Here is a 23162-nt window from a genome sequence, read left to right as displayed (position 1 = left end):
TCCAGGTCGCCGGAAAACACCCCTCACAAAGGAGTCAAGGAACTCATGGACGCTGTGACCCAGGTCCCCGCCCCGGTCAACGAGCCGGTGCACGGCTACGCCCCTGGTTCCCCGGAGCGCGCCCGTCTGGAAGCCAAGCTCAAGGAGCTGGCCGAGAACCCCGTCGACCTGCCGATGATCATCAACGGTGAGAAGCGGATGGGCGGCGGTGAGCGCTTCGACGTCGTGCAGCCGCACAACCACAAGGCCGTCATCGGTACGTACGCCAACGCCACCACCGAGGACGCCCAGGACGCGATCGACGCCGCGCTCGCCGCCGCCCCGGCCTGGCGTGCGATGGCCTTCGACGACCGCGCCGCGATCATCCTGCGCGCCGCCGAGCTGCTTTCGGGCCCCTGGCGCGAGACGCTGGCCGCCTCCACCATGCTCGGCCAGTCCAAGACCGCCCAGCAGGCCGAGATCGACACCCCGTGCGAGCTCGTCGACTTCTGGCGCTTCAACGTCCACTACGCCCGCAACCTGCTCGCCGAGCAGCCCCCGGCGAACTCCCCGGGCGTGTGGAACCGCATGGACCACCGTCCGCTCGAAGGCTTCGTCTACGCGATCACGCCGTTCAACTTCACGGCCATCGCGGGCAACCTGCCGACCGCCCCGGCCCTGATGGGCAACGTCGTCGTGTGGAAGCCGTCCCCGACGCAGACCCACGCCGCCGTGCTGCTCATGCGCCTCCTGGAGGAGGCGGGCCTGCCCAAGGGCGTCATCAACCTCGTCACCGGTGACGGCCTGGCCGTCTCCGAGGTCGCCCTGAACCACCGCGACCTGGCCGGCATCCACTTCACGGGGTCGACCAAGACCTTCCAGCACCTGTGGAAGACGGTCGGCACCAACATCGAGAAGTACCGCACCTACCCGCGTCTGGTCGGCGAGACCGGCGGCAAGGACTTCGTCGTCGCGCACCCCAGCGCCGACCGCGCCGTCCTGAAGACCGCGCTGACCCGCGGCTCCTTCGAGTACCAGGGCCAGAAGTGCTCCGCGTCATCGCGCGCCTACGTCCCGGCCTCGATCTGGAACGACGGGTTCAAGGAGGAGTTCGCGGCCGAGGTCGACGGCATCTCCATGGGTGACGTCACCGACCTGTCGAACTTCATCGGCGCGGTCATCGACGAGCGCTCCTTCGCCAAGAACAAGGCCGCGATCGACCGTGCCAAGGCCGACGCGTCCTGCACGATCGTCGCGGGCGGCACCTACGACGACTCGGTCGGCTACTTCGTGCGCCCGACCGTCATCGAGTGCACCGAACCGGCCAACGAGGTCTTCACGACCGAGTACTTCGGCCCGATCCTGGCGGTCCACGTCTACGACGACGCGAAGTACGACGAGATGCTGGAGCAGATGGAGTCGGCCTCCGACTACGCCCTGACCGGCGCCGTCATCTCCAACGACCGCGCCGCGGCCGCGTACACGATGGACAAGCTCCGCTACGCGGCGGGCAACTTCTACATCAACGACAAGTCGACCGGCGCCGTCGTCGGCCAGCAGCCCTTCGGCGGCGGCCGCGCGTCCGGCACCAACGACAAGGCGGGCGCCCCGCAGAACCTGATGCGCTGGACGCTGACCCGCGCCATCAAGGAGACCCTGGTCCCGCCGACCGACTACACGTACCCGCACATGGGCTGACGTTTCGGTCGCCACCGAACCCCGCCCCCGTCCTTGGTCCCCCAACCGAGGACGGGGGCGGTTTCCATGGGCCCCGGATCTCCACGGGCCCCGGATCTCCAGGTACCTCGGATCTCCAGGGACCTCAGATCTCCACGAGTACCTGGTCGAGCGACTTGCGGACCAGGTCGGGGACCTCGCAGTCCTCGGCCGGATAGCCGATCGGTACCACCGCGAACGCCTTCTCGTTCGTGGGCCGTTCAAGGACCTCCGACAGGAAGCGCATGGGGCTCGGCGTGTGCACGAGCGCCGCGAGACCCGACTGGTGCAGCGCCGAGAGCAGCAGGCCCACCGCGATGCCGACGGACTCGTCGACGTAGTAGTGCTTGTGCTTGGTGCCGTCGTCGGCCAGCCAGTACCGCTGCTGGAAGACGACGAGCAGCGCCGGGGCGTCCGTGAGGTGGGTCTTCACCGCGTCCGTGCCGATGGGCCGCAGCGCCGCAAGCCACTCCTCGCCGAGCCGCCCGTCGTAGGAGACGCGCTCCTCCTCCTCGGCCGCTTCACGGATCCGGCGCCGTACGTCGGCGTCCTTGACCAGGACGAACGTCCAGGGCTGCTGGTGGGCGCCGGACGGCGCGGTCGCGGCGCAGGCGACGGCGTCGCGCACGGCCTGCTCGGGGACGGGGTCGGGCGAGAAGCTGCGTACGGTACGGCGCTCGTCCATGCGCGCGCGCAACTCGGCGGCCCGGGCCAGGGTCTCGGCGGTCGCCATCCGGGCCGGACGGTAGGCGACGGGCCGGTAGGGCTCGCCGTGGACCGGGGTCCAGTGCTGCTCGGTAGGTGTCGGCATGGTCAGAGTCTGGCCAAGGACTTGGTCCGGTCCAAGTCCCTTGGCACGTAGGTGACTTGAAAGGAGCGCGGCGTGGCGCGAGCGCTCCGGGTCCGGCGCCCCGGGCCGCCGAGGTCCCGGGCCGCCGGGGTCCTGGGGGTCAGCGGCTCTCGGTCCCCCGGGCGAGGTCCCGGTTGATGCCGAACCAGCCGAGCACGAGGCCCACCACGGCCGCGCCGAGCAGGCGGGCGCAGGCCCAGGGCCCGTCCAGGTCGACCAGGCCGAAGCCGAAAAGCATCACCATCAGCGTCACGCACACCACGAACACCGCTGCCAGAGCGCGGAACTTGGCGCTGAAGAACAGGGTCCGGGCGGGCGCCGGCGGGGGCGCGGTCAGCGCGGCGGCCGGGCCGGCACTGGCCGAGGCCGGGCGCTTGTAGTACGTGATGTGCAGCCAGCGGCCGCACGGCTCCCAGCCGTCCGGCGCGAACCCGGCGCGCTGGGCCTCACGCTCCTTGGCGCCCCGCGCGGTCTCGCGCCGGTACTCCCAGCGCATCGCGGCGTCGGGCCTGCGGCACACGAAACGCCCCAGGGAATCCACCCCCTCCACCTCCCAGCCCTGCGCCCCGTGCTCGTTCAGCAGACGCCGGTCGGTGTAGATGTCGGCGGTCCACTTCCACGTCTCCTGCCTGGTCGCGGGCGGCTCGGCGGCGCGGCCCCGGGTCAGGCGGTCGGCGAAGACGTCCGGCGCCCCGAACTCCTCGTGGGCGTCGGCCGATCCCGACTCCGCGAGGTAGCCCTCCAGATCGGCGACCGTCGCCGCCACCTTTGGCGCGGGCATCTTGCGCTCGGCGAGGAGGCGGCTCAGTTCGGTGAAGTACGCGGTGGTCACGCGGGTCCCCCTGGAAGCGTGCTGGTGAGCATGGTCGTGACGGCCGCGTGGAACTCCCGCCAGGAAGCGCCCTGTTCGGCAAGTGCCCGGCGTCCGTCGTCGGTCAGGCGGTAGTAGCGGCGCCCCGGCCCGCGCTCGGCCGCCCGGAACTCACCGACGGCGAGGCCGGCTTCTTCGAGGCGGTTGAGCACGGGGTAGAGGGTGCCGCCCTTGATCTCCCCGAGCCCCGCGGCGGTGAGCGCCTTGGAGATCTCATACCCGTAGCTCTCGCCATCGACGAGACAGGACAGGACGAGGAGGTCGAGGACGCCCTTGAGCCAGCTGGATCTGCGGTCTGCGGCCATACCTGTATTCCAGCACCACCTAGATAGGAATGCAACCTAGGTGGCCATGTCGGCTGGAGGTGACGCGAGCTCGAAGTCGGCCCGGGTGGGAAGCCCTTGGGGCCGGACGCTCTGCTGAGCGGTGATCGATACGGTCATGGGCCTGACGTCATGCCGCCGCTGTCCGGCCCGGGCGGGGGAGCCGGGTCGTCCCGGTCGAGGCCCGCGACGATCTGGGTGAGCACTCCCCGCAGCCACCGCTGCGCCGGGTCCGCGTCCACCCGGATGTGCCAGGCCTGCGTGAACCGGCTGGCCGGCAGGTCGAGGGGGATGTCGAGGACGGCGAGCGGCATCGCCCGGGCCGCCTCCAGGGCGAAGAGGCGGGGCACAAGGGCGAGGGCGTCGGAGCGCAGCGCGAAGAAGCAGGCCGCCGTGTACGTGGGCGCGGTGGCCAGCACGTCCCGGGTCAGGCCGAGTGCGGCAAGCCGCTCGTCGACCACGCTGCGCACCCGGCCGCGCCGGGTGACGGTGATGTGGGGGAGCGCGGCGAACCGCTCCGGTGTCAACCGCTCGTGCGCGTACGGCCCGTCCGCGCGCACCACCGCCGCATAGCCGTACGCGCCGAGCGGTTCGGTGCGGATGTCGTGCGGCAGGTCGCCCATCTGTCCGACGTCCAGATCGATGAAGTCCCGCAGGTCCGCCGGGTTCTCGTCGCCCTCGGGCAGGATGCGAAGGCGTACGCCGGGCGCGTCCCGCAGCACCCGCGCCGTCAGGGCCGGCCCGAAGATGACGGCCACTCCGTCATTGGTGCGGATGGTGAACTCGCGTGACAACGTGGCCAGTTCGAGCGGGGGAGGCGGGCGCAGGGCGGCCACGGCCGATGCGAGGGCCGCCTCGACGCGGGGCCGCAGCTCGTGGGCGCGCGGCGTCAGGACCAGGCCGCGCCCCGACGGTACGAGCAGGTCGTCGCCCACCACCCGGCGCAGCCGGGCGAGGGTCCGGCTCATCGCGGACGGTGAGATGCGCATCTCGGCGGCGGCCCCCGCCACGCTCCCGGCGCGCAGCAGGGCGTCGAGCGCGGGCAGCAGGTTCATGTCCGGCAGCTGTGGCATGCCCCCAGTATGCCGAGTGCTGCATCCCGCGCACGCCTCGCATGAACAACCGGACCTTGTGTGCAGCAATGGCGGCCGCCACGCTGAAGCCATGCTCGACACCCGACAGCGCGCCACCGCCCTCCTCGTCGCGGGCTGCTTCTTCATGGAGATGCTCGACGGCACCATCGTGGCCACCGCCGCCCCGCAGATGGCCGCCTCCCTCGGCACCACGCCCGCATCCGTCGGCCTGGTCATCACCGTGTATCTGCTGACCCTCGCCGTGCTCATACCGCTCAGTGGCTGGCTCACCGCCCGCTACGGCGCCCGACGGATCTTCCTCACCGCCATCGTCCTGTTCACCCTCGCCTCGGCGTGCTGCGCCGCGAGCGGCAGCCTCGGCATGCTCGTCGCGATGCGCGTCCTGCAAGGGGCGGGCGGCGCCCTGATGGTGCCGGTCGGCCGGCTCGTGGTGCTCGACGGGACCGCCAAGACCGACATTCCCAAGGTCATGGCGTACATCGTGTGGCCCGGCCTCATGGCGCCGGTCGTCGCCCCGCTGCTCGGCGGGCTGCTCACCACGTACGCCACCTGGCACTGGATGTTCCTGATCAACATCCCGCTCGGCGCGGCCGCGTTCGCCGTCGCCCGGCGCCTGGTGGCGGCGAAGCCCACCGCGACCCCGCCGCCGCTCGACGTGCCCGGCGTGCTGCTCAGCTGCACCGGGCTTGCCGCCCTGACCTGGGCCGCCCATCTGGTCGCCGAGACCGACAGGGGCTGGGTGGAGGCCGCCGCCGTCGCCGCGCTCGCCGCCGTCGCGCTGGCCGCGGCCGGACGTCATCTGCTGCGTGCGGCGCACCCGTTGGTGAATCTGCGCACCCTCGACGTGGCCACGTTCCGGGCCGCGGTGAGCGGCGGCTCGCTCTTCTGGGTCGTGGTCGCCGCCATGCCCTTCCTGCTGCCCCTGCTCTTCCAGGAGGTGTTCGGGTGGAGCGCGGTGAAGTCCGGGGCGGTGGTGCTGTTCGTCTTCGTCGGCAACATCGCGATCAAGCCCGCCACCACCCCGCTCCTCAACCGTTTCGGGTTCCGCCCGCTGCTCCTCGTCGCCACCCTGGGGCTCGCCGTCGCCGTGGCCGGCTGCGCCCTGCTCGGCGCCGCCACCCCGGTCCCCCTGACCGCCGCTCTCGTCCTGCTCGGCGGCGCCGCCCGCTCGCTCGGCCTGACCTGCTACTCCACCATCGCGTTCAGCGACATGGCACCCGAACGGCTGCGTGACGCCAACGCGCTGTCGGCCACCGCCAACCAGCTCGCCGCGGGGCTCGGGGTGGCCGTGGCGACCGTCGCCCTGCGCCTGGGCGGCGCCCGCACCGACAGTCCGTCCGGCGCCTACGCGGTGGCGTTCTGCCTGCTCGGCGCGGTCTGTCTGATCCCCGCCGCGGGCGCGCTGCGGCTGCGCAAGGGAGCGGGCGACGCGGTGCGCACCCGGCTCGCACAGCCGTCGCGACCCGCCCCGAGGAGCACCGCCGTCTCAGATAGTAGGAAGTCCGAGTAAGTGTGGAGACAGGCTCCGGTGCAGGGCTTAGCTTGGTAGGAGCCGAACGTCTCGCTGATCCAGCGAAGGGCGGTCGTGAGCGCGATGCCCCCAGGCAGGCAACCCCTGCGGCAGCGCTCCCCGCCCCTTCCGGCACCTCACTGCATCCGCCGGGGCCCGTCCCCGGACCTTCCCGCAGAGGAGTCGAATCCCCATGGTCAAGCAGCCCGTCCGCCGAGTCCGCCACTCTTCGCGCAGCAGCGAGTCCGACCGCAAGAACGCCGCGGCTGCCCTCCAGCGCGCCCTCGACCGCAGGGACAACGGCGGCGCCACGGGCCACTGAGCCCGGCCCGTCCCGCCCCGGCGGCGAGCCCTTCCTGGGACATCCCGATGTCCACACTGTGGACATCGGGTGTCAGCGCTTGGGACGGCCAGTAGGGTTCCCCCATGTCGGCAAGTTCTCGCAGCATCAATCTCGCAGTGATCCCCGGTGACGGCATCGGCCAGGAGGTCGTGGCCCAGGGCCTCAAGGTCCTCAGGTCCGTCCTCCCGCAGGACGTGAAGCTGGAGACCAGGGAGTTCGACTTCGGCGCCCGGCGCTACCACGCCACCGGTGAAACCCTCACCGACGCCGACGTCACCGAGCTCAAGCAGCACGACGCGATCCTGCTCGGCGCGATCGGCGACCCCTCGGTCCCGTCCGGCGTCCTGGAGCGCGGGTTCCTGCTGAAGCTCCGCTTCCTGTTCGACCACTACGTCAACCTCCGCCCCAGCAGGCTGCTCCCCGGCGTCGCCACCCCGCTCGCCGGTCAGCCCGAGATCGACTTCATCGTCGTACGCGAGGGCACCGAGGGCCCCTACACCGGCAACGGCGGTTCGATCCGTACCGGCACGCCGCACGAGGTCGCCACCGAGGTGTCGGTCAACACCGCCTTCGGTGTCGAGCGCGTGGTGCGTGACGCCTTCGCCCGCGCCCAGGCCCGCCCGCGCAAGAAGCTGACCCTGGTCCACAAGAACAACGTCCTGGCCTACGCCGGTCACCTGTGGACGAACATCTTCAACCAGGTGGCCACCGAGTTCCCCGACGTCACCACCGACTATCTGCACGTGGACGCGGCGACGATCTTCCTCGTCACCGACCCCGCGCGCTTCGACGTGATCGTCACCGACAACCTCTTCGGCGACATCATCACCGACCTCGCCGCGGCCGTCTCCGGCGGCATCGGCGTCGCGGCCTCGGGCAACATCAACCCGAGCGGCGCGTTCCCCTCGATGTTCGAGCCGGTGCACGGCTCCGCCCCGGACATCGCGGGCCAGGGCAAGGCCGACCCGTCGGCGACGATCCTGTCCGTGGCGCTGCTCCTGCGCCACCTCGGGTACGAGGCCGAGGCGGCCCGCATCGAGAGCGCCGTCTCCGCCGATCTGGCGGACCGCGGCACCTCGGTCCGCACGACGGACGAGATCGGCGACGCGCTCGCCGCACGAGTAGCCGGCTAGCCCCGGCGAAACACGCGTAACAGCCGCCGGGCCGCATTTCGCACCCGGCGGCTTTTCGCATGCGGCCACCGGGTGACACCATCAATCCCGGACCGCACATCACACCGTTATGTCCGAGCCCCGGCCGAGAGTGATAATCGGACCAGGGCCGCGGCATGCGGCGCAGCTCGGACGTCCAGCACAGCCGGCGGCGTGAGCGCGGTCCGTCACTATCCACCGGTGAAGGACACAGCACTCATGACGACGCCCACGATCGAGCTCAAGCCCACCTCGCACCCGCTGTCCGACGCGGAGCGCGAGGCGATTCTGGCCAGCCCCGGTTTCGGCCGCCACTTCACCGACAACATGGTGACGGTCCGCTGGACCGAGGGCCGCGGCTGGCACGACGCCCAGCTGGTGCCGTACGCCCCGCTGTCCATGGACCCGGCGAACATGACGCTGCACTACGCGCAGACGATCTTCGAGGGCCTGAAGGCGTACCGCCAGCCCGACGGCACGGTCGCCACGTTCCGGCCCGAGGCCAACGCCGAGCGCTTCCAGAACTCGGCCCGCCGCATCGCGATGCCCGAGCTTCCCGTCGACCTGTTCATCGCCGCCTGTGACGCGCTGATCCAGCAGGACAAGGCGTGGGTCCCCTCCTCCGGCGAGGCCTCGCTCTACCTGCGTCCCTTCATGATCGCCACCGAGGTCGGCCTCGGCGTGAAGCCGGCCAACGAGTACCTGTTCATCGTGATCGCCTCCCCGGCCGGCGCCTACTTCCCCGGCGGCGTGAAGCCCGTCTCGGTCTGGCTGTCCGAGGAGTACGTGCGTGCCGTCAAGGGCGGCACCGGCTCCGCCAAGACGGGCGGCAACTACGCGGCCTCCCTCGTCGCCCAGGCCGAGGCCGCCCAGCACGGCTGCGACCAGGTGGTCTGGCTCGACGCCGTCGAGCACCGCTGGATCGAGGAGATGGGCGGCATGAACCTGTACTTCGTGTACGGGCAGGAAGACGGCACGCGGAGGATCGTCACGCCCGAGCTGACCGGCTCGCTGCTGCCCGGCATCACCCGCGACTCCCTCCTGAAGATCGCCCGCGACCTCGGGTACGAGGCCGTCGAGGGCCGGATCTCCACGGAGGACTGGAAGCGCGACAACGAGAACGGCACCCTGACCGAGGTCTTCGCGTGCGGCACCGCCGCGGTGATCACCCCGGTCGGCTCGGTGAAGTCGGCCCGCCACAACTGGACCCAGGGCGACGGGCAGCCCGGCGAGGTCACGATGAAGCTCCGTAAGGCGCTGCTCGACCTCCAGACCGGCCAGGCGCCCGACCCGCACGGCTGGATGCACCCGCTGGGCTAGGTCGTGTCCGGGGGCCCGCCCCCGGCCCCCCGTTCCTCAACGCCGGAGGAGCTGTATGCGCTTCGGCTGAGGCCCGCCCCGGGTTGGGCGCGCAGTTCCGCGCGCCCTCGGGACGGGGGGCGCTCAGCCCTCGACCAAGGCCGCCTCGGGGTCCAGCTCCGGGGCGGCCTTCTCGGCGGCGCGGGAGCCGGCCGTCAGCGCCAGGTACGCCGCGCCGCCCACCAGGCCCGACAGCAGGAAGCTGCAGTCCACCCCGCCGGTCCAGCTCAGGATCGGGCCCTGATAGGTGGGGAGCGAGACCGCGAGCAGGCCCACGCCCGCGCCGAGCGCCCAGGAGATCACCGCGCGCGGGTTCCAGCCGGCCCGGTACCAGTAAATCCCGCCCCGCGAGCGGCGGTTGAAGACCTGGAGGGCGTCCGCGTCGTACACGCCGCGACAGCGTACGAAGCCGATCAGGGTGATCACCGCCCACGGGGTGCCGATCGCGGTGAGCAGCAGCACGAACGACGTCATCGCGGCCTGTGCGTCCCAGGCGAAGTGGCCCGCGAACACGCACACCGTGGCGACGCCCGCCACCGCGAACGTCGCCTGGGTGCGCGAGGCGCGCGGCAGGATCGCGTCGAGGTCGAGCCCCATCGAGTACAGCATCAGGCCCGCGTTGCCCACCGAGCCCGCGGAGGCCGACAGCAGCAGCGGCACCAGGTACCAGCCGGGGGCGGCCGAGACCAGCGGCCCCGCGTAGTCGGTGGCCGCGCGGGCGGCGTACGCCGTGAACGTACCGAAGAGCTGCGGCACGAGCAGACCCGCCGTCAGACCGAGCCAGGTGGCGTGCAGGACGCGGCGCGGACGGTGGCGGGTGGGGGAGATGTAGCGGGTGTAGTCGCCGAGCAGCGTGATGAACGCGATGGGCCCGCTGAGCCCGGCCGCGACGAGCGCGAACAGCCAGGTCGGCCAGAACGAGCCGAGCAGATAGCCCCCGGCGCCGGGCAGCGCTGCGGTGCTGAAGTGCGGTGCGTACGCGAAGACTCCGAGGATCAGCAGGGCCGTCATCACCACGGCCAGGATGCGCGAGAGGCGCAGCAGCACCCGGTAGCCGTAGACCGCGCCGATCACGGTGGCCGCGGCGAGCAGCGCGTACACGATGCCGTACGAGACGCCGCCCGTCGGCAGGCCGACCATGCGGTGCAGGACGCCCGTCATGGCGTCGCCGCCGATCCATACCGTCAGGGCGGTGTAGCCGAGCGAGAGCAGCAGGCCGACGACGGAGCCCACCAGCCGTCCCCGTACGCCGAATTGGGCGCCGGACGACGTCGACAGGTTGGTGGCCGTGCGCAGCGACACCAGGGCGAGCGGCGCGGTGAGCAGGGTGCCGACCACGGTTCCTGCGATCACCGCGCTGACGGAGGCCCACCAGCCGAGGCCGAAGGAGACCGGCAGCCAGCCGAAGATGATCACCCCGAGACAGAGGTTCGAGCCGAGCAGGATCGACACGAGATCACGCGGCCCGCTGGTGCGTTCCGCCTCCGGGACCGTATCGACTCCGCGCTGTTCTATGGGCATGCCGGTGCCTCTCACTCTCGGGGGGTTTGAGTGGCGCTCAATGTGACTCATGCCAAGCGGTGCCGTCAATGCTTCCCGTCACGGAAATCTCTGGTTAGAGTGGCGTTCAAACAGGAGGTGTGGTGGCGTGCGACTGACCCCGACGGAGCGTGACCGGCTGCTTTTGTTCGGCGCGGCGGAACTGGCGAGGGCCCGCAGGGCCCGGGGACTGCGGCTGAACGTGCCCGAGGCGACCGCCCTGATCGCGGACACCGTCTGCGAGGCGGCCCGCGACGGCAGGCGGCTCGCCGAGGCCATCGAGGCGGCCCGGTCCGTGCTCGGCCCCGACGACGTGCTGCCCGGAGTGTCCGACGTGGTCACCGAGGTCCATGTGGAGGCCGTCTTCGACGACGGCTCCCGGCTCGCGGTGGTCTCCGACCCCATCGGCGGCACGGCCGGCCAGGACGCGCCCGGCGCGCTGCTGCCCGGCGAGGGCTACCCGGAGGCGGCCCCCGACGTGCTGCTCACCGTGACCAACACGGCAATCGTGCCGATCTCGGTCACCTCGCACTTCCACTTCTTCGAGGCCAACCCGCGGCTCGACTTCGACCGGGCCGCGGCCTACGGTATGCGGCTGTGCGTGCCGGCCGGGTCCTCGGTGCGGTTCGGGCCGGGCGAGAGCGCGGAGGTCGGCCTCGTGCCCATCGGCGGCGACCGCGTCGCGATCGGGTTCGCGGGCCTCGTCGGCGGCCCGCTGGACGCGCCCGGCGCGAAGGACGAGGCCCTGCGCAGGGCCGCCGCCTGCGGATACCTGGGGACCGGCTCGCGCGAGCCGCGAGAGGGAGAGAAGTGATGGACCCGTACGAGTACGCATCCGTGCACGGCCCCCGCACCGGGGACCGGATCCGGCTCGGGGACTCGGGCCTGACCGTCCGCGTCGAGTCGGACGCCCAGCGCCCCGGTGACGAGTTCCTGGCCGGCTTCGGCAAGACGGCCCGCGACGGACTGCACCTGAAGGCCGCCGCCGTGCGCGAGACGTGCGACGTCGTCATCAGCAACGTCCTCGTGATCGACGCGGTGCAGGGCATCCGCAAGACGTCCATCGGCATCCGCGAGGGACGGATCGTCTCCGTCGGTCGGGCCGGCAACCCGGACACCCTCGATGGTGTCGACGTGGTCGTCGGCACCGGCACCTCGATCGTCTCCGGCGAAGGGCTCATCGCCACCGCCGGAGCCGTCGACCCCCATGTGCACCTGCTGTCCCCGCGCATCATGGAGGCCTCGCTCGCCTCCGGCGTCACCACGATCATCGGCCAGGAGTTCGGCCCGGTCTGGGGCGTCGGCGTCAACTCGCCGTGGGCGCTGCGGGGCGCCTTCGCGTCGTTCGACGCCTGGCCGGTCAACATCGGCTTCCTCGGCCGGGGTTCGTCCTCCAACGGGGCGCCACTCGTGGAAGCGCTCGCCGAGGGCGGCGCCTGCGGCTTCAAGGTCCACGAGGACATGGGCGCGCACACCCGGGCGCTCGACACGGCGCTGCGGGTCGCGGAGGAGCACGACGTCCAAGTCGCCCTGCACAGCGACGGGTTGAACGAATGCCTCACCGTCGAGGACACCCTGAAGGTCCTCGAAGGCCGCACGATCCACGCCTTCCACATCGAGGGCTGCGGCGGCGGCCACGTCCCGAACGTCCTGAAGATGGCGGGCGTTCCGAACGTCATCGGCTCCTCCACCAACCCCACGCTCCCCTTCGGCCGGGACGCGGTCGCCGAGCACTACGGCATGATCGTCTCGGTCCACGACCTGAAGACCGACCTGCCGGGCGACGCGGCGATGGCCCGCGACCGGATCCGCGCGGGCACGATGGGCGCCGAGGACGTGCTGCACGACCTGGGCGCGATCGGCATCACCTCCTCCGACGCGCAGGGCATGGGCCGCGCCGGCGAGACCGTACGGCGTACGTTCGCGATGGCCGGGAAGATGAAGGCCGAGCTCGGCCCCCTGGAGGGTGACGGGCCGGACGACGACAACGCGCGCGTCCTGCGCTACATCGCCAAGCTGACCATCAACCCCGCCATCGCACACGGCCTCTCCCACGAGATCGGCTCCATCGAACCCGGCAAGATGGCCGACATCGTGCTGTGGCGCCCGGCCTACTTCGGCGCCAAGCCCCAGATGGTCCTCAAGTCGGGCTTCCCCGCCTGGGGCGTCACCGGCGACCCCAACGCCGCGACCGACACCTGCGAACCCCTCGTGCTCGGCCCCCTGTTCGGCGCCCACGGCGGCACACCGGCCGAGCTGTCCGTCGCCTTCGTGGCCAAGGCCGCCGTCGACCAGGGCGGCGACCAGCTGCCCACCCGGCGCCGCCGGGTCGCGGTCCGCGGCACCCGGGGCATCGGCCCCGCCGACCTCCTCCTCAACTCCCGTACCGGGTCGGTCGGCGTGGACGGCGCCACCGGCCTCGTCACTCTCGACGGCGACCCGCTGCGCTCCGAGCCGGCCGAATCCGTCTCGCTCAACCGCCTCTACTTCCTGTAAGGACCACCCTGATGTCTGCTGCCGCCGACGGCTTCCGCATGCCCGCCGAGTGGGCTCCGCACGAGCGGACCTGGATGGCGTGGCCCGGCCCCAACGTCACCTTCCCGAACGAGGCCGAACTCGCCGAGTCCCGCGCCGCCTGGGCATCGGTCGCCCGCGCGGTACGCCGCTTCGAGCCGGTCACCATGGTGGTCGGCCCCGGCCAGGCGGAGGGCGCCCGCGCGCTCCTCGGCCCCGACATCGAGCTCGTCGAGCGCGAACTCGACGACGCGTGGATGCGGGACATCGGCCCCACCTTCCTCACCGACGGCAAGGGCGGACTGGCCGCCGTGGACTGGACGTTCAACGGCTGGGGCGCCCAGGACTGGGCGACCTGGGAGCACGACGCGAAGATCGGCGCCCACGTCTGCGACCTCGCCGGTGCGCGTACGTACACCTCGCGCCTGGTCAACGAGGGCGGCGCCATCCACGTCGACGGCGAGGGCACGGTGCTGCTCACCGAGACGGTGCAGCTCGGCCCCGAGCGCAACCCCGACTGGACCCGCGAGGAGGTCGAGACGGAGATCCACGCGATGCTCGGCACCCGCAAGGCGATCTGGCTGCGGCGCGGCCTCACCGCCGACTATCCGCCGCACGGCTACGGCACGCTCGGCCACGTCGACATCGTCGCCGCCTTCGCCCGCCCCGGCGTCGTGGTGGTGCACACCCAGCCCGACCCGTCCCACCCCGACCACGAACTCTGCAAGGAGAACGTGGCGTTGCTCCGCGCCCAGAAGGACGCGCGGGGCCGCACCCTGGAGGTCGTCGAGATCCCGGCCCCGACGGTCGTCCAGGACGACCACGGCTGGGTCGACTACTCGTACATCAACCACTACCTCTGCAACGGCGGGGTCGTCCTGTGCGCCTTCGACGACCCGCGCGACGAGAACGCGGCGGGGATCTTCCGCCGCCTCTTCCCCGAGCGGACGGTGACGCTGGTTGATGCGCGCACGATATTCGCAGGTGGGGGAGGTATTCACTGCATTACGCAGCAGCAGCCGAAGGTGTAGCCCTGCGGGGAGCGACCGGCCGGCGCGCAGTCACCGACGCGGCCGGCACGCCGGATCCCCCTTGACGTGCCGAAAGTCGTCCACCCTGGCCCCGCTGGGCGCACCGAGCCGGCTGGCGTCGCTGACCTTGATGGCTACGCCTTCGATGGGGCGGTCGCAGTAGAGGCAGAACCTGATGTGGTGGCTGAAGGTCATGGCTTCTCCGTTCTGGGCCCGAGTTGGTGAGCGACAGCCCCTGCGAGGGCCGTGCGAAGTAGTTCGGTGTCGGTGATGACGCGGTCCTGGGTCGGAGACCGTTTCCAGTGCAGCTGGGGGTCGCGTCCGTCGAGCGGCGGCACGGTCAGGTAGGTCGCGGTGCTGCCGGCGGTCGTCCTAGGCACCTGCCAGTCGGCGGTGCTGGAGGGCTCGACCAGGAAGTGCAGCGTGCGGGCCCACGGGTCGCAGATCACGGCTCCGCAGTCGTCGCCGAGAAGTTCCAGCGCGGCGAGGGCAAGGCTGAGCGGCGCACGCACGACATCCCAGTGCTCGCCTCCGGCAACGTGCCAGACAGTGCCTCTCGGGGGCAGCCACTGGGCGTGGACTCTTGCGGCGGCCAGGGTCGGCGCCAGGTCTCCGTCGGCCATGACCGCTCCCGTCTGCCTGTTTGCCGAGGACGGAGAGATCATGCGCTTCGGGAAGGCCCGCAAGTGACACACCCTGTGTCACTCGGTGTCGGCTCAGACGGCGCCGATCCACTCGGCGAAGCGGGTCAGCGATTCGGAACCCGCGCGCTTCAAGCGGCGTAGGGTCGCGGTGTCTTCCCGCGCCCAAGGGTGTTCGCGGGTGTGCTGGGGAGCGATGTGGCGGGCGGTCTTCAGTGATTCGAAGGAGTCGTCCACCATCCCGGCCCAGAGCTGGATCCGGGCCAGGTCGATGTAGAAGCCGGAGCGCCGCTCCGCCGGCATCGATGCGGGCGGGAGCCAGGAGTGGGCCATGTCCAGCGCCCGGGCGACTTGAGCGCTGCCGAGGCTGACGGCCACGGCCACTTCGTGGATGCGCACGCTGTCCGGTCCGAATGCCGTGCCGTGATAGACGGCTTCGGTCACGCTGTCACCCAGCGTTCTGGCCTCGGCAAGGTGGGTGTCGGCCGCGTCCAGATCGCCGGCGCGGCCCGCGATGACGGCGGCCCTCATATGGAGGGCGCCGCGCGCTGCTCTCCGCTGAGCGTCGGTGGCGGCTGGAGCAGCATCGATGGCATGTTCCAGGTGGCGCAGGCCGCTCGTGTGGGCGCGAGCTGCGAAGAACGTCTCGGTGCGGACGTAGGCGACGGACGCGTGGACGAGATCGTTCTCGGCCTGTGCGGCGGCCCAGCGCATGAGGTCGATCAGGCGGGCGGAGAGATCGCAGGCGCCGTATTTGTAGGCTACGGCGTCGGCCGCCCGGTAGGCGGTGACGAGCAGTTCGGCGATCCCCGGCCGCTGGCACGCGGAAGCCGCAGGCAGGGCGCGTGCGAGGTCGTCGAGAAGCGCGGGCAGGTGCTGGGCGATGCGCAGATATTGGGCACCGAGCCGCCACTGGGCAGCCGTTCCTACCCGCGTGGCCAACTCGCAGGTCGGGCGCACGGGGCCGTCGCCGGGCATGTCGTGGGTGGCAATGACCGCCGACAAAGCCGGCAGCATGCTCCGTACGCGATTGTCGTGTCGTGCGTCGCCGGTGAGCAGTCGCGAGGGGTCTGCCATGAGGGCGGAAGCGATGGCATCGAGAGTGCCTGCGCTGGGCACTCGACTGCCCTGCTCGATCTTCCTGAGCATACTGAGAGAGAGGTGGGCGGCATCGGCCAGCTGCGGCTGGGTGAGGCGTCTGGCACGACGGGTCGCGGCGATGCGGTGGCCTACCTCGTGCATGGGGTCGGCGGGCATACTGAACTCCGTTCGGGGCTGCACTGCGAACCGTACCCGCGCGGGCGAGCCCCGCTTGTGTAGTCACCGCGACCTGTAACAGGTATGCGGAAGCGGCCTGTTGCGATCAAGCAGTGATGATCGTCGCCAGCTGGGTGAGCGAGTTGATGCGCCAGTCCGCCGCCGCAACAACGTCTGGGTGGTCCGCCCACCAGTGGCCCCACGGCCCGCGCCGCAGATGCGCCGTCAGCAGGCCCGCGTCTTTCGCGGGGAAGATGTCGTTCTGCGGATGGTCGCCGACGTACAGGGTGGCGTGTGGCCCGGCCTGCGCTACCTCAAGGACCCGTTCGAAGAAGGCCGGTTGGGGCTTGGCGGCGCCCCATTCTCCGGAGGTGACGACCAGATCGGAGGGCAGATCGAGACCGCGCAGGAGTTCGCCCGCACGGGCCGTCTGGTTTCCGGCGATCACCACGCGGACGCCACGTTCGCGAAGAGCTCCGAGAGCGGGCCGGACGTCGTCGTACAGGTCCGTCTCGTCCAGGTATTCGCCGCGGCCGGCCGCCTCCCTCGCCGCGTAGGCGGCCGGGAGGTCGATGCCGGGCTTGAGCAGACGTAGGGCATCGGCGTTGTCGCACCCGCGAGTGACGACGGCGCCGACCAGCGCGGAGACCGTGTGCCGGGGGTAGCCGAGCCAGTCGGCCCAAGCGGCCCAGTACCGGTCGTCGCGGACGAGGGTTTCGCCGACGTCGAGGACGATGGTCTCAATCACCAGGACCACGATACGGGTCGCCGATACCCGCCGAGTGAGCTCCGCACGAGCGGACCTGGATGGCGTGGCCCGGCCCCGACGTCACCTTCCCCAACGAGGGTGGCGCCATCCACGTAGGCGACGGGGCCACGTCGACATCGTCGCCGCCTTCGCGCGCCCCGGCGTCGTGGTGGTTCAGGCCCAGCCCGAGCCGCCCCATCCCGATCACGGACGCCAGGAACGAATAACTGGAGTTGTACCCCGCCTCCGGGCTGATCGCTAGGCTGCCCGAGGCGCGGACCGTGCCAGAGGTGCGGGCGCTGCGCGAGGTGTTGGCGTTGCCCCAGGGCGAGAGGGCCGGCAATGGTGCAGATCAGTTCCGCGACGGAGTGCGACCTGGACGTGATCGCCGAGATCCTGGGTGAGACCGAGGCGTACTACGGTGGTGACAACGTCCGTCCGCCCGTCACCGAAATCCGTGCCGCGCTGTTCGGCGAGCACCCGGCCGCGCACTGCCTGTTGGCCCGCGACGGCGGCCGTGTCCTCGGCCTCGCCTCGTACTCGTTGTTGTGGCCGGCAGCCGGCGCGGACACCTCTCTCTACCTCAAGGAGCTGTACGTGCGCGGCCACGCTCGCCGTCAGGGTGTCGCGCGGGCGCTCATGGACGCGATCGAGGCAGCGGCGGCCGAAGCCGGGTGTTCTCGTGTCGAGTGGACGGCGGACACCGACAACCCGCCTGCCTTGGCCCTGTACGAAGCGCTTGGTGCGCCGCAGCACACGGGCAAAGTGTTCTACAGGGTGACGATCTGACAGCTCACGGAGCGGAGCCGGCATGCGGGCGGTGGCCATCACGGGAACACGTACGACCGAACACCGTCCCCGGCACGACTACGGCGCCCTCTTCGCCGCCTATCTCGCCCCATTCGCTGACGGACACTTCTACGTCGGCGGCGCCAAGGGCATCGACACCCTGACACTGGCCTGGCTGGCCGAGAACACCGATGCGCGCCTCACCGTCGTGGCGCCGGGCACCGTCGCCCAGCAGCCCGTCGAAGCACGCCGAGCCATCGCCCGGGCCAGGGGACGCATCGATGACGTCATCGAACTCGGTGCGGCCGAACTGGGCGGTCCTGCCTACCACGCGCGGAACAGGTGGCTGGTCGACCACACCTCGATGACCATCGGATTCCCGCACTCCACCGAGCCCTCGGCCGGCACGTGGCAGACCCTCAACTACACGGCGGAACGGGGCAAGCCGCGCTTGATCGTGCCGGTGTGACGGACTTGGGCGGGTCATCGCTGAGCCGCGCACCTAGTGGCAGGCGCGCCGCCCGGCCTCCGACGCCACCGGCGCGTAGCAGCGCGGGCCGAGCCAGGGCCGTGCCGTGCAGGGTGGTGCGCGAGGGGATCGTCGGCGGCGAGCCGGGGTCGCACAGGCCCGATGTGATCGACTGGGGCGCATGAATTCACGGACCATCTACCTGTTCTGCTCCGCCGCCCCGCCCGTCTTCGAGGTCGCATCGGTGATCGAGTCGCTGCAAGCCAGGGGGTGGGACGTGTGTCTGGGGCTCACGCCCGCCGCGGCGTCCTGGGTCGAGGAGTCCCTGTCGGGGCTCGCCACCCTGACCGGGCATCCGGTGCGGTCGCGGTACAGGAGGCCGGGGGAGCCGGACGCCTGGCCGGCCGCCGACGTGATCCTCTTCGCGCCGGCCACCTTCAACACGCTCAACTCCTGGGCATTAGGGCTGACTTCGTCCTTCGTGGCGGGGGTGGCCGCCGAGGCGATCGGCAAGCGGATACCGACCCTGGCCATGCCCTGTGTGAACGCCGCCTATGCCCGGCACCCCCAGTTCGAGCAGTCCATCGAAGTGCTGCGCTCGGCCGGGGTGGCCGTGCTCTACGGCGCCGACACCGGCTTCGTACCGAACCAGCCCGGCGAACAGCCTCCCGGGGGTTACCCCTGGCACATCGCGCTGGACGCCGTCGAGGCCACGGCCGGGCCGTGACGGCGGGCCCACCTGCCGCGCCCCCGCCGCGTGACACGCGGGATGCGTCCCGGCCCGGTGGCCGGATGGCCGGGGCCGGCCGGGCGATCGGGTAGAACATACGGGTGAACGCACCGCGCCGCCGCAACACCGCACCGCCCCGCGAGGAACTGCTCGCCGCCGCCATGGCCACCATCGCCGAACGCGGACTCGACGGGCTCACCATGGCCGGGCTCGGCCGTGAGGTCGGCATGTCCAGCGGGCACCTCCTCTACTACTTCCGCACCAAGGACGAGCTCCTGCTCCAGACCCTGGAATGGAGCGAGGGCCGGCTCGGGGACGAGCGGCGCGCGCTGCTCGCCCGGCCCGGCACCGTACGGCAGCGGCTCGACGCCTACGTGGACCTGTACGTGCCCGACGGCCCGCGCGATCCGCACTGGATCCTGTGGCTGGAGGTCTGGAACCGCTCGCAGAACGCCGACGGCGGCGCACGCGTGCGGCAGGCCGCCATCGAGGGGGCCTGGCACCGCGACCTGGTCGCGATAGTCGCCGAAGGCGTCTCGCGCGGCGAGTTCCGCCCGGTCGACGCCGATCGCTTCGCCGCCCGGCTGCGCGCCCTGCTCGACGGGTTCAGCGTCCACGTCGCGGTCGGCCTGCCCGGCACGGGAAGGGAGCAAGTCCTGCGCCACGTGAGGGAGTTCGTGGACGAGTCGCTGATGCGTCCGGCACCCGGCAGCGCCATGCGCCCCTGATGCGTCCGGCACCGGGCAACCCCGCACGCCCCTGATGCGTCCGGCACCGGGCAACCCCGCACGCCCCTGACGCGCCGCGCCGGGCAGCCCCGCACGCCCCTGACCCGCCGCGCCGCGCACCCCCCTGCCGGGAACGCAACGCACGTAAGTACGCCCGATCGTTGCGGCCGCACTCCTTGTCGCACGGGCCCCGCTGCGCCACCGTGAGCGTCCATGGGACGAGAGCACTGGAAGAAGATCTGGGTCGGTTCGGCCGGCAACATGGTCGAGTGGTTCGACTGGTTCGTGTACGCCACGTTCGCCGTGTACTTCGCGGACGCGTTCTTCCCGAAGGGCAACGAGACCGCCAACCTCATGAACACCATGGGGATCTTCGCGGTCGGCTTCTTCATGCGGCCGGTCGGCGGCTGGCTGCTCGGCCGGATCGGCGACCGCAAGGGCCGCAAGGCCGCGCTCACCCTGACCGTGACCCTGATGTCCGCGTCCGCCGTCCTGATCGCGATCGCGCCGACGTATTCCGTCGCCGGATACGGAGGAGTGGCCGTCCTGCTGGTGGCCCGGCTGCTCCAGGGGCTCTCGGTCGGCGGCGAGTACGCGGCCAGCGCCACCTACCTCACCGAGGCATCCGACCCCGCGAAGCGCGGCTTCGCCTCCAGCTTCCAGTACGTGTCGATGACCGCGGGCCAGCTCGTCGGGCTCGGCCTCCAGATCGTCCTGCAACGCAGCCTCTCGGACGCGGCCCTGCACAGCTGGGGCTGGCGCATCCCCTTCATCGTCGGCGCGCTCGGCGCGGCCATCGTCTTCTACCTGCGCCGCTCCATGCTGGAGACCGAGGTGTACGAGGAGTCGGGCGCCGCCGGGGACGAGGACCGCGGCACCCTCAAGGCGCTGTGGGCACACCGGCGCGAGGCCCTGCTGGTCATGGCGCTCACGATGGGCGGCACCGTCGCGTACTACACGTACACGACGTACCTGACGAAGTTCCTCTCCAAGAGCGCCGGCATGGAGAAGTCCACCGCCTCACTGGTCAGCTTCTGCGCGCTGTTCGTCTTCATGTGCCTCCAGCCACTGGCGGGCGCGCTCTCCGACCGGATCGGACGCCGGCCCCTCCTGATCACCTTCGCCGTCGGCTCGACCTTCCTGACCGTGCCGATCATGACGATGCTCAAGCACGCCGGGACCTTCTGGCCGGCCTTCGGCCTCGCCCTGCTGGCCCTGGTCGTGGTCACCGGCTACACCTCGATCAACGCCTGTGTGAAGGCCGAGCTCTTCCCGACCGGCATCCGTGCGCTCGGCGTCGCCCTGCCCTACGCCCTGGCGAACGCGCTGTTCGGCGGGACCGCCGAATACGTGGCGCTCTGGTTCAAGAAGGCGGGCGTCGAGTCCGGCTTCTACTGGTACGTGGCGGGCTGCGCGGCGGTGTCGCTGGTCGTGTACCTCACCATGCGCGAGACGCGTGACATCGACCTCAACCGGGTGAAGGAAGAACCGCTCAGCCCGCGCGTGGAGCCGGTCGCGTCGAATTAGCGCAGGTCGGGAGGGCGCCCGGATGGTGAGACCCCGTCTCGGCGCCCGCGGCCCGTATGGCAGACTGCCAGCGTGCTCGCTTCCGTCATGATTATGGACAGCAGCGCGCCGGTCCGCAGTGATCGCTGAACCGTGGAAATCCCCCGCGGCAGCGGCATCGTGCCCCAGACCCGCGCGCAGACCTCTCGCACCCGCGAGGGGTCTTTTCGTTTACCGGCCCCACCACGGCCGGGACGAGGAGCGCGGCGACGGGGGCAAGTGGAGCCAGGAGTTGGAGCCACCCACCCGACAGGAGTCAGATCAGGATGACGACCAACGAGGCGAACGAAGCCGCCGACGAGAGTCTTCTCGCGGGCCCTCGGGTCGACGACAGCTTCCATGTCTTCGACACGACGCTGCGCGACGGCGCACAGCGCGAGGGCATCAACCTCACCGTCGCGGACAAGCTGACGATCGCCCGGCACCTGGACGAGTTCGGCGTGGGCTTCATCGAGGGCGGCTGGCCCGGCGCCAACCCCCGTGACACCGAGTTCTTCGCCCGCGCGCGGCAGGAGATCAGCTTCAAGAACGCCCAGCTCGTGGCCTTCGGCGCGACGCGCCGCGCGGGCGGCAGGGCCGCCGAGGACCCGCAGGTGCGGGCCCTGGTGGAGTCGGGCGCCCCGGTGGTCACGCTGGTCGCCAAGTCGCACGACCGGCACGTCGAGCTGGCCCTGCGCACCACCCTGGACGAGAACCTGGAGATGGTCCGCGACACCGTCTCCCACCTGCGCGAGCAGGGCCGCCGGGTCTTCGTCGACTGCGAGCACTTCTTCGACGGGTACAAGGCGAACCCCGAGTACGCCAAGGCCGTCGTGCGCGCCGCGAGCGAGGCCGGCGCCGACGTCGTCATCCTGTGCGACACCAACGGCGGCATGCTGCCCGCACAGATCCACGCCGTCGTCGCCACCGTGCTCGCCGACACCGGCGCCCGGCTCGGCATCCACGCCCAGGACGACACCGGCTGCGCCGTCGCCAACACCCTGGCCGCCGTCGACGCGGGCGCCACCCACGTGCAGTGCACCGCCAACGGCTACGGCGAGCGCGTCGGCAACGCCAACCTGTTCCCCGTCGTCGCCGCCCTTGAGCTCAAGTACGGCAAGCGGGTGCTGCCCCAGGGCGCGCTGGCCGAGATGACCCGTATCTCGCACGCCATCGCCGAGGTGGTCAACCTCGCCCCCTCCACGCACCAGCCGTACGTCGGTGTCTCCGCCTTCGCCCACAAGGCGGGCCTGCACGCCTCCGCGATCAAGGTCGACCCCGACCTCTACCAGCACATCGACCCGGGTCTCGTGGGCAACCACATCCGGATGCTGGTCTCCGACATGGCGGGCCGCGCCTCCATCGAGCTCAAGGGCAAGGAGCTCGGCGTCGACCTCGGGGACGACCGCGAGGTGGTCGCCCGGGTCGTGGAGCGGGTCAAGGCACGCGAGCTGGAGGGCTACACCTACGAGGCGGCCGACGCCTCCTTCGAGCTGTTGCTCCGCGACGAGGTCGAGGGCGGCCCGCGCGACTACTTCCGCATCGAGTCGTACCAGGCGATCGTCGAGACCCGTAAGGACGGCACCCACGCCAACGGTGCCACCGTGAAGTTCTGGGTCGGCCAGGAGCGTCTGATCGTCTCCGCCGAGGGCAACGGCCCGGTCAACGCCATCGACTCCGCGCTGCTCCAGGGCCTGGAGCGGTTCTACCCGCAGGTCGCCAAGTTCGAGCTGGTCGACTACAAGGTGCGCACCCTGGAGGGCAACCACGGCACCGCCTCCACCACCCGCGTCCTGATCACCACGACGGACGGCGCGGCCGAGTGGACGACGGTGGGCGCGGGCCCCAATGTCATCGCCGCGTCCTGGGAAGCGCTCCAGGACGCGTACACCTACGGTCTGCTCCGGGCGGGAACCCAGCCGCGTCGCTGACGGCCCCGGGGCGGGAGCGGTACGGGCCTCCGGCGGCGGCAGCG

23 protein-coding genes are annotated in these 23162 nt (G+C 71.2%); 14 read left to right on the top strand and 9 right to left on the bottom strand.

The genetic code is table 11. From position 1 onward, the window contains the following. The first annotated feature begins 45 nt into the window (after positions 1 to 45). Positions 46 to 1677 (top strand): L-glutamate gamma-semialdehyde dehydrogenase, encoded by a 1632-nt coding sequence (gene pruA / locus ACGFW5_RS07700; protein ID WP_393833262.1) that lies wholly within the window; start codon positions 46 to 48, stop codon positions 1675 to 1677. A gap of 124 nt (positions 1678 to 1801) precedes the next feature. On the opposite strand, the gene ACGFW5_RS07695 is transcribed toward pruA, so the two are convergent. The 4 genes from ACGFW5_RS07695 to ACGFW5_RS07680 form a co-directional block, all read right to left on the bottom strand. Next, complete coding sequence (locus ACGFW5_RS07695; protein ID WP_393833261.1) at positions 1802 to 2506, bottom strand: nitroreductase family protein; 705 nt, start codon at positions 2504 to 2506, stop codon at positions 1802 to 1804. A 139-nt stretch (positions 2507 to 2645) separates the two neighbouring features. Next, positions 2646 to 3377, bottom strand: a complete 732-nt coding sequence (locus ACGFW5_RS07690) for a hypothetical protein (protein WP_393833260.1) — start codon at positions 3375 to 3377, stop codon at positions 2646 to 2648. Continuing rightward, positions 3374 to 3721, bottom strand: coding sequence for a PadR family transcriptional regulator (locus ACGFW5_RS07685; protein ID WP_350232838.1), 348 nt, complete (start codon positions 3719 to 3721; stop codon positions 3374 to 3376). Before ACGFW5_RS07685 ends, ACGFW5_RS07690 begins: the two co-directional genes overlap by 4 nt. 134 nt (positions 3722 to 3855) lie before the next feature. Then, positions 3856 to 4812 (bottom strand): LysR family transcriptional regulator, encoded by a 957-nt coding sequence (locus tag ACGFW5_RS07680; RefSeq protein WP_393833259.1) that lies wholly within the window; start codon positions 4810 to 4812, stop codon positions 3856 to 3858. A 91-nt stretch (positions 4813 to 4903) separates the two neighbouring features. On the opposite strand from ACGFW5_RS07680, the gene ACGFW5_RS07675 reads away from it, so the two are divergent. The 4 genes from ACGFW5_RS07675 to ACGFW5_RS07660 all read left to right on the top strand — a co-directional run bounded on the left by ACGFW5_RS07675 (position 4904) and on the right by ACGFW5_RS07660 (position 9157). After that, positions 4904 to 6343 (top strand): MFS transporter, encoded by a 1440-nt coding sequence (locus tag ACGFW5_RS07675; protein WP_393833258.1) that lies wholly within the window; start codon positions 4904 to 4906, stop codon positions 6341 to 6343. A gap of 193 nt (positions 6344 to 6536) precedes the next feature. Next, positions 6537 to 6665 (top strand): hypothetical protein, encoded by a 129-nt coding sequence (locus ACGFW5_RS07670; protein WP_114038331.1) that lies wholly within the window; start codon positions 6537 to 6539, stop codon positions 6663 to 6665. A gap of 104 nt (positions 6666 to 6769) precedes the next feature. Next, positions 6770 to 7819: a 3-isopropylmalate dehydrogenase gene (locus ACGFW5_RS07665; protein WP_393833257.1), complete on the top strand. Its 1050-nt coding sequence runs from the start codon at positions 6770 to 6772 to the stop codon at positions 7817 to 7819. A 237-nt stretch (positions 7820 to 8056) separates the two neighbouring features. Then, positions 8057 to 9157: a branched-chain amino acid aminotransferase gene (locus ACGFW5_RS07660; protein ID WP_393833256.1), complete on the top strand. Its 1101-nt coding sequence runs from the start codon at positions 8057 to 8059 to the stop codon at positions 9155 to 9157. Positions 9158 to 9280: 123 nt separating this feature from the next. Here the strand turns inward: ACGFW5_RS07660 and ACGFW5_RS07655 are convergent, their stop codons facing one another. Then, the gene (locus ACGFW5_RS07655; protein WP_393833255.1) at positions 9281 to 10717 is read right to left on the bottom strand and encodes a cytosine permease; all 1437 of its coding nucleotides are present in this window, start codon (positions 10715 to 10717) and stop codon (positions 9281 to 9283) included. A 127-nt stretch (positions 10718 to 10844) separates the two neighbouring features. Between ACGFW5_RS07655 and ureA the strand changes: the two genes are divergently transcribed. The 3 genes from ureA to ACGFW5_RS07640 are packed head-to-tail and all read left to right on the top strand — an operon-like array spanning position 10845 to position 14280. Then, a complete protein-coding gene (gene ureA, locus ACGFW5_RS07650; protein WP_393833254.1) occupies positions 10845 to 11549 on the top strand; it encodes an urease subunit gamma in 705 nt (234 codons plus the stop codon). Next, the gene (locus tag ACGFW5_RS07645) at positions 11549 to 13231 is read left to right on the top strand and encodes an urease subunit alpha (protein ID WP_393833253.1); all 1683 of its coding nucleotides are present in this window, start codon (positions 11549 to 11551) and stop codon (positions 13229 to 13231) included. Before ureA ends, ACGFW5_RS07645 begins: the two co-directional genes overlap by 1 nt. Before the next feature lie 11 nt (positions 13232 to 13242). Next, complete coding sequence (locus ACGFW5_RS07640; protein ID WP_393833252.1) at positions 13243 to 14280, top strand: agmatine/peptidylarginine deiminase; 1038 nt, start codon at positions 13243 to 13245, stop codon at positions 14278 to 14280. 30 nt (positions 14281 to 14310) lie between these two features. Here ACGFW5_RS07640 and ACGFW5_RS07635 read toward each other — a convergent pair whose 3' ends face one another. From ACGFW5_RS07635 to ACGFW5_RS07620, 4 genes are all read right to left on the bottom strand, one after another. Then, positions 14311 to 14475: a hypothetical protein gene (locus ACGFW5_RS07635; RefSeq protein WP_393833251.1), complete on the bottom strand. Its 165-nt coding sequence runs from the start codon at positions 14473 to 14475 to the stop codon at positions 14311 to 14313. Next, positions 14472 to 14903 carry a hypothetical protein gene (locus ACGFW5_RS07630; protein ID WP_393833250.1) on the bottom strand — a complete coding sequence of 144 codons (432 nt, stop codon included), beginning with the start codon at positions 14901 to 14903 and terminating at the stop codon, positions 14472 to 14474. The genes ACGFW5_RS07635 and ACGFW5_RS07630 overlap by 4 nt, the downstream gene beginning before the upstream one ends. 93 nt (positions 14904 to 14996) lie before the next feature. Continuing rightward, positions 14997 to 16178 (bottom strand): helix-turn-helix domain-containing protein, encoded by a 1182-nt coding sequence (locus ACGFW5_RS07625; protein WP_393833249.1) that lies wholly within the window; start codon positions 16176 to 16178, stop codon positions 14997 to 14999. Positions 16179 to 16284: 106 nt separating this feature from the next. Beyond that, entirely contained in the window at positions 16285 to 16926 is a 642-nt protein-coding gene (locus ACGFW5_RS07620) for an HAD family hydrolase (RefSeq protein WP_393833248.1), read from the bottom strand. Between the two features lie 342 nt (positions 16927 to 17268). Here ACGFW5_RS07620 and ACGFW5_RS07615 point away from each other — a divergent pair, with 342 nt between their 5' ends. The 6 genes from ACGFW5_RS07615 to cimA all read left to right on the top strand — a co-directional run bounded on the left by ACGFW5_RS07615 (position 17269) and on the right by cimA (position 23118). Then, complete coding sequence (locus tag ACGFW5_RS07615; RefSeq protein ID WP_393833247.1) at positions 17269 to 17715, top strand: GNAT family N-acetyltransferase; 447 nt, start codon at positions 17269 to 17271, stop codon at positions 17713 to 17715. A gap of 22 nt (positions 17716 to 17737) precedes the next feature. Beyond that, the gene (locus ACGFW5_RS07610) at positions 17738 to 18184 is read left to right on the top strand and encodes a hypothetical protein (RefSeq protein WP_393833246.1); all 447 of its coding nucleotides are present in this window, start codon (positions 17738 to 17740) and stop codon (positions 18182 to 18184) included. Between the two features lie 181 nt (positions 18185 to 18365). Beyond that, on the top strand, positions 18366 to 18911 hold the full coding sequence (locus tag ACGFW5_RS07605) for a flavoprotein (protein ID WP_393833245.1): 546 nt from the start codon (positions 18366 to 18368) through the stop codon (positions 18909 to 18911). Positions 18912 to 19015: 104 nt separating this feature from the next. Continuing rightward, a complete protein-coding gene (locus ACGFW5_RS07600) occupies positions 19016 to 19642 on the top strand; it encodes a TetR/AcrR family transcriptional regulator (protein ID WP_393833244.1) in 627 nt (208 codons plus the stop codon). A gap of 213 nt (positions 19643 to 19855) precedes the next feature. Next, positions 19856 to 21169 (top strand): MFS transporter, encoded by a 1314-nt coding sequence (locus ACGFW5_RS07595; RefSeq protein WP_393833243.1) that lies wholly within the window; start codon positions 19856 to 19858, stop codon positions 21167 to 21169. Positions 21170 to 21474: 305 nt separating this feature from the next. Continuing rightward, a complete protein-coding gene (cimA, locus tag ACGFW5_RS07590) occupies positions 21475 to 23118 on the top strand; it encodes a citramalate synthase (protein WP_393833242.1) in 1644 nt (547 codons plus the stop codon). The last annotated feature ends 44 nt before the right edge of the window (positions 23119 to 23162 follow it).

The organism is Streptomyces sp. NPDC048416 (assembly GCF_043200435.1).
Classification (GTDB): Bacteria; Actinomycetota; Actinomycetes; order Streptomycetales; family Streptomycetaceae; genus Streptomyces.
This window is presented reverse-complemented; position numbering and strand designations above follow the sequence as displayed.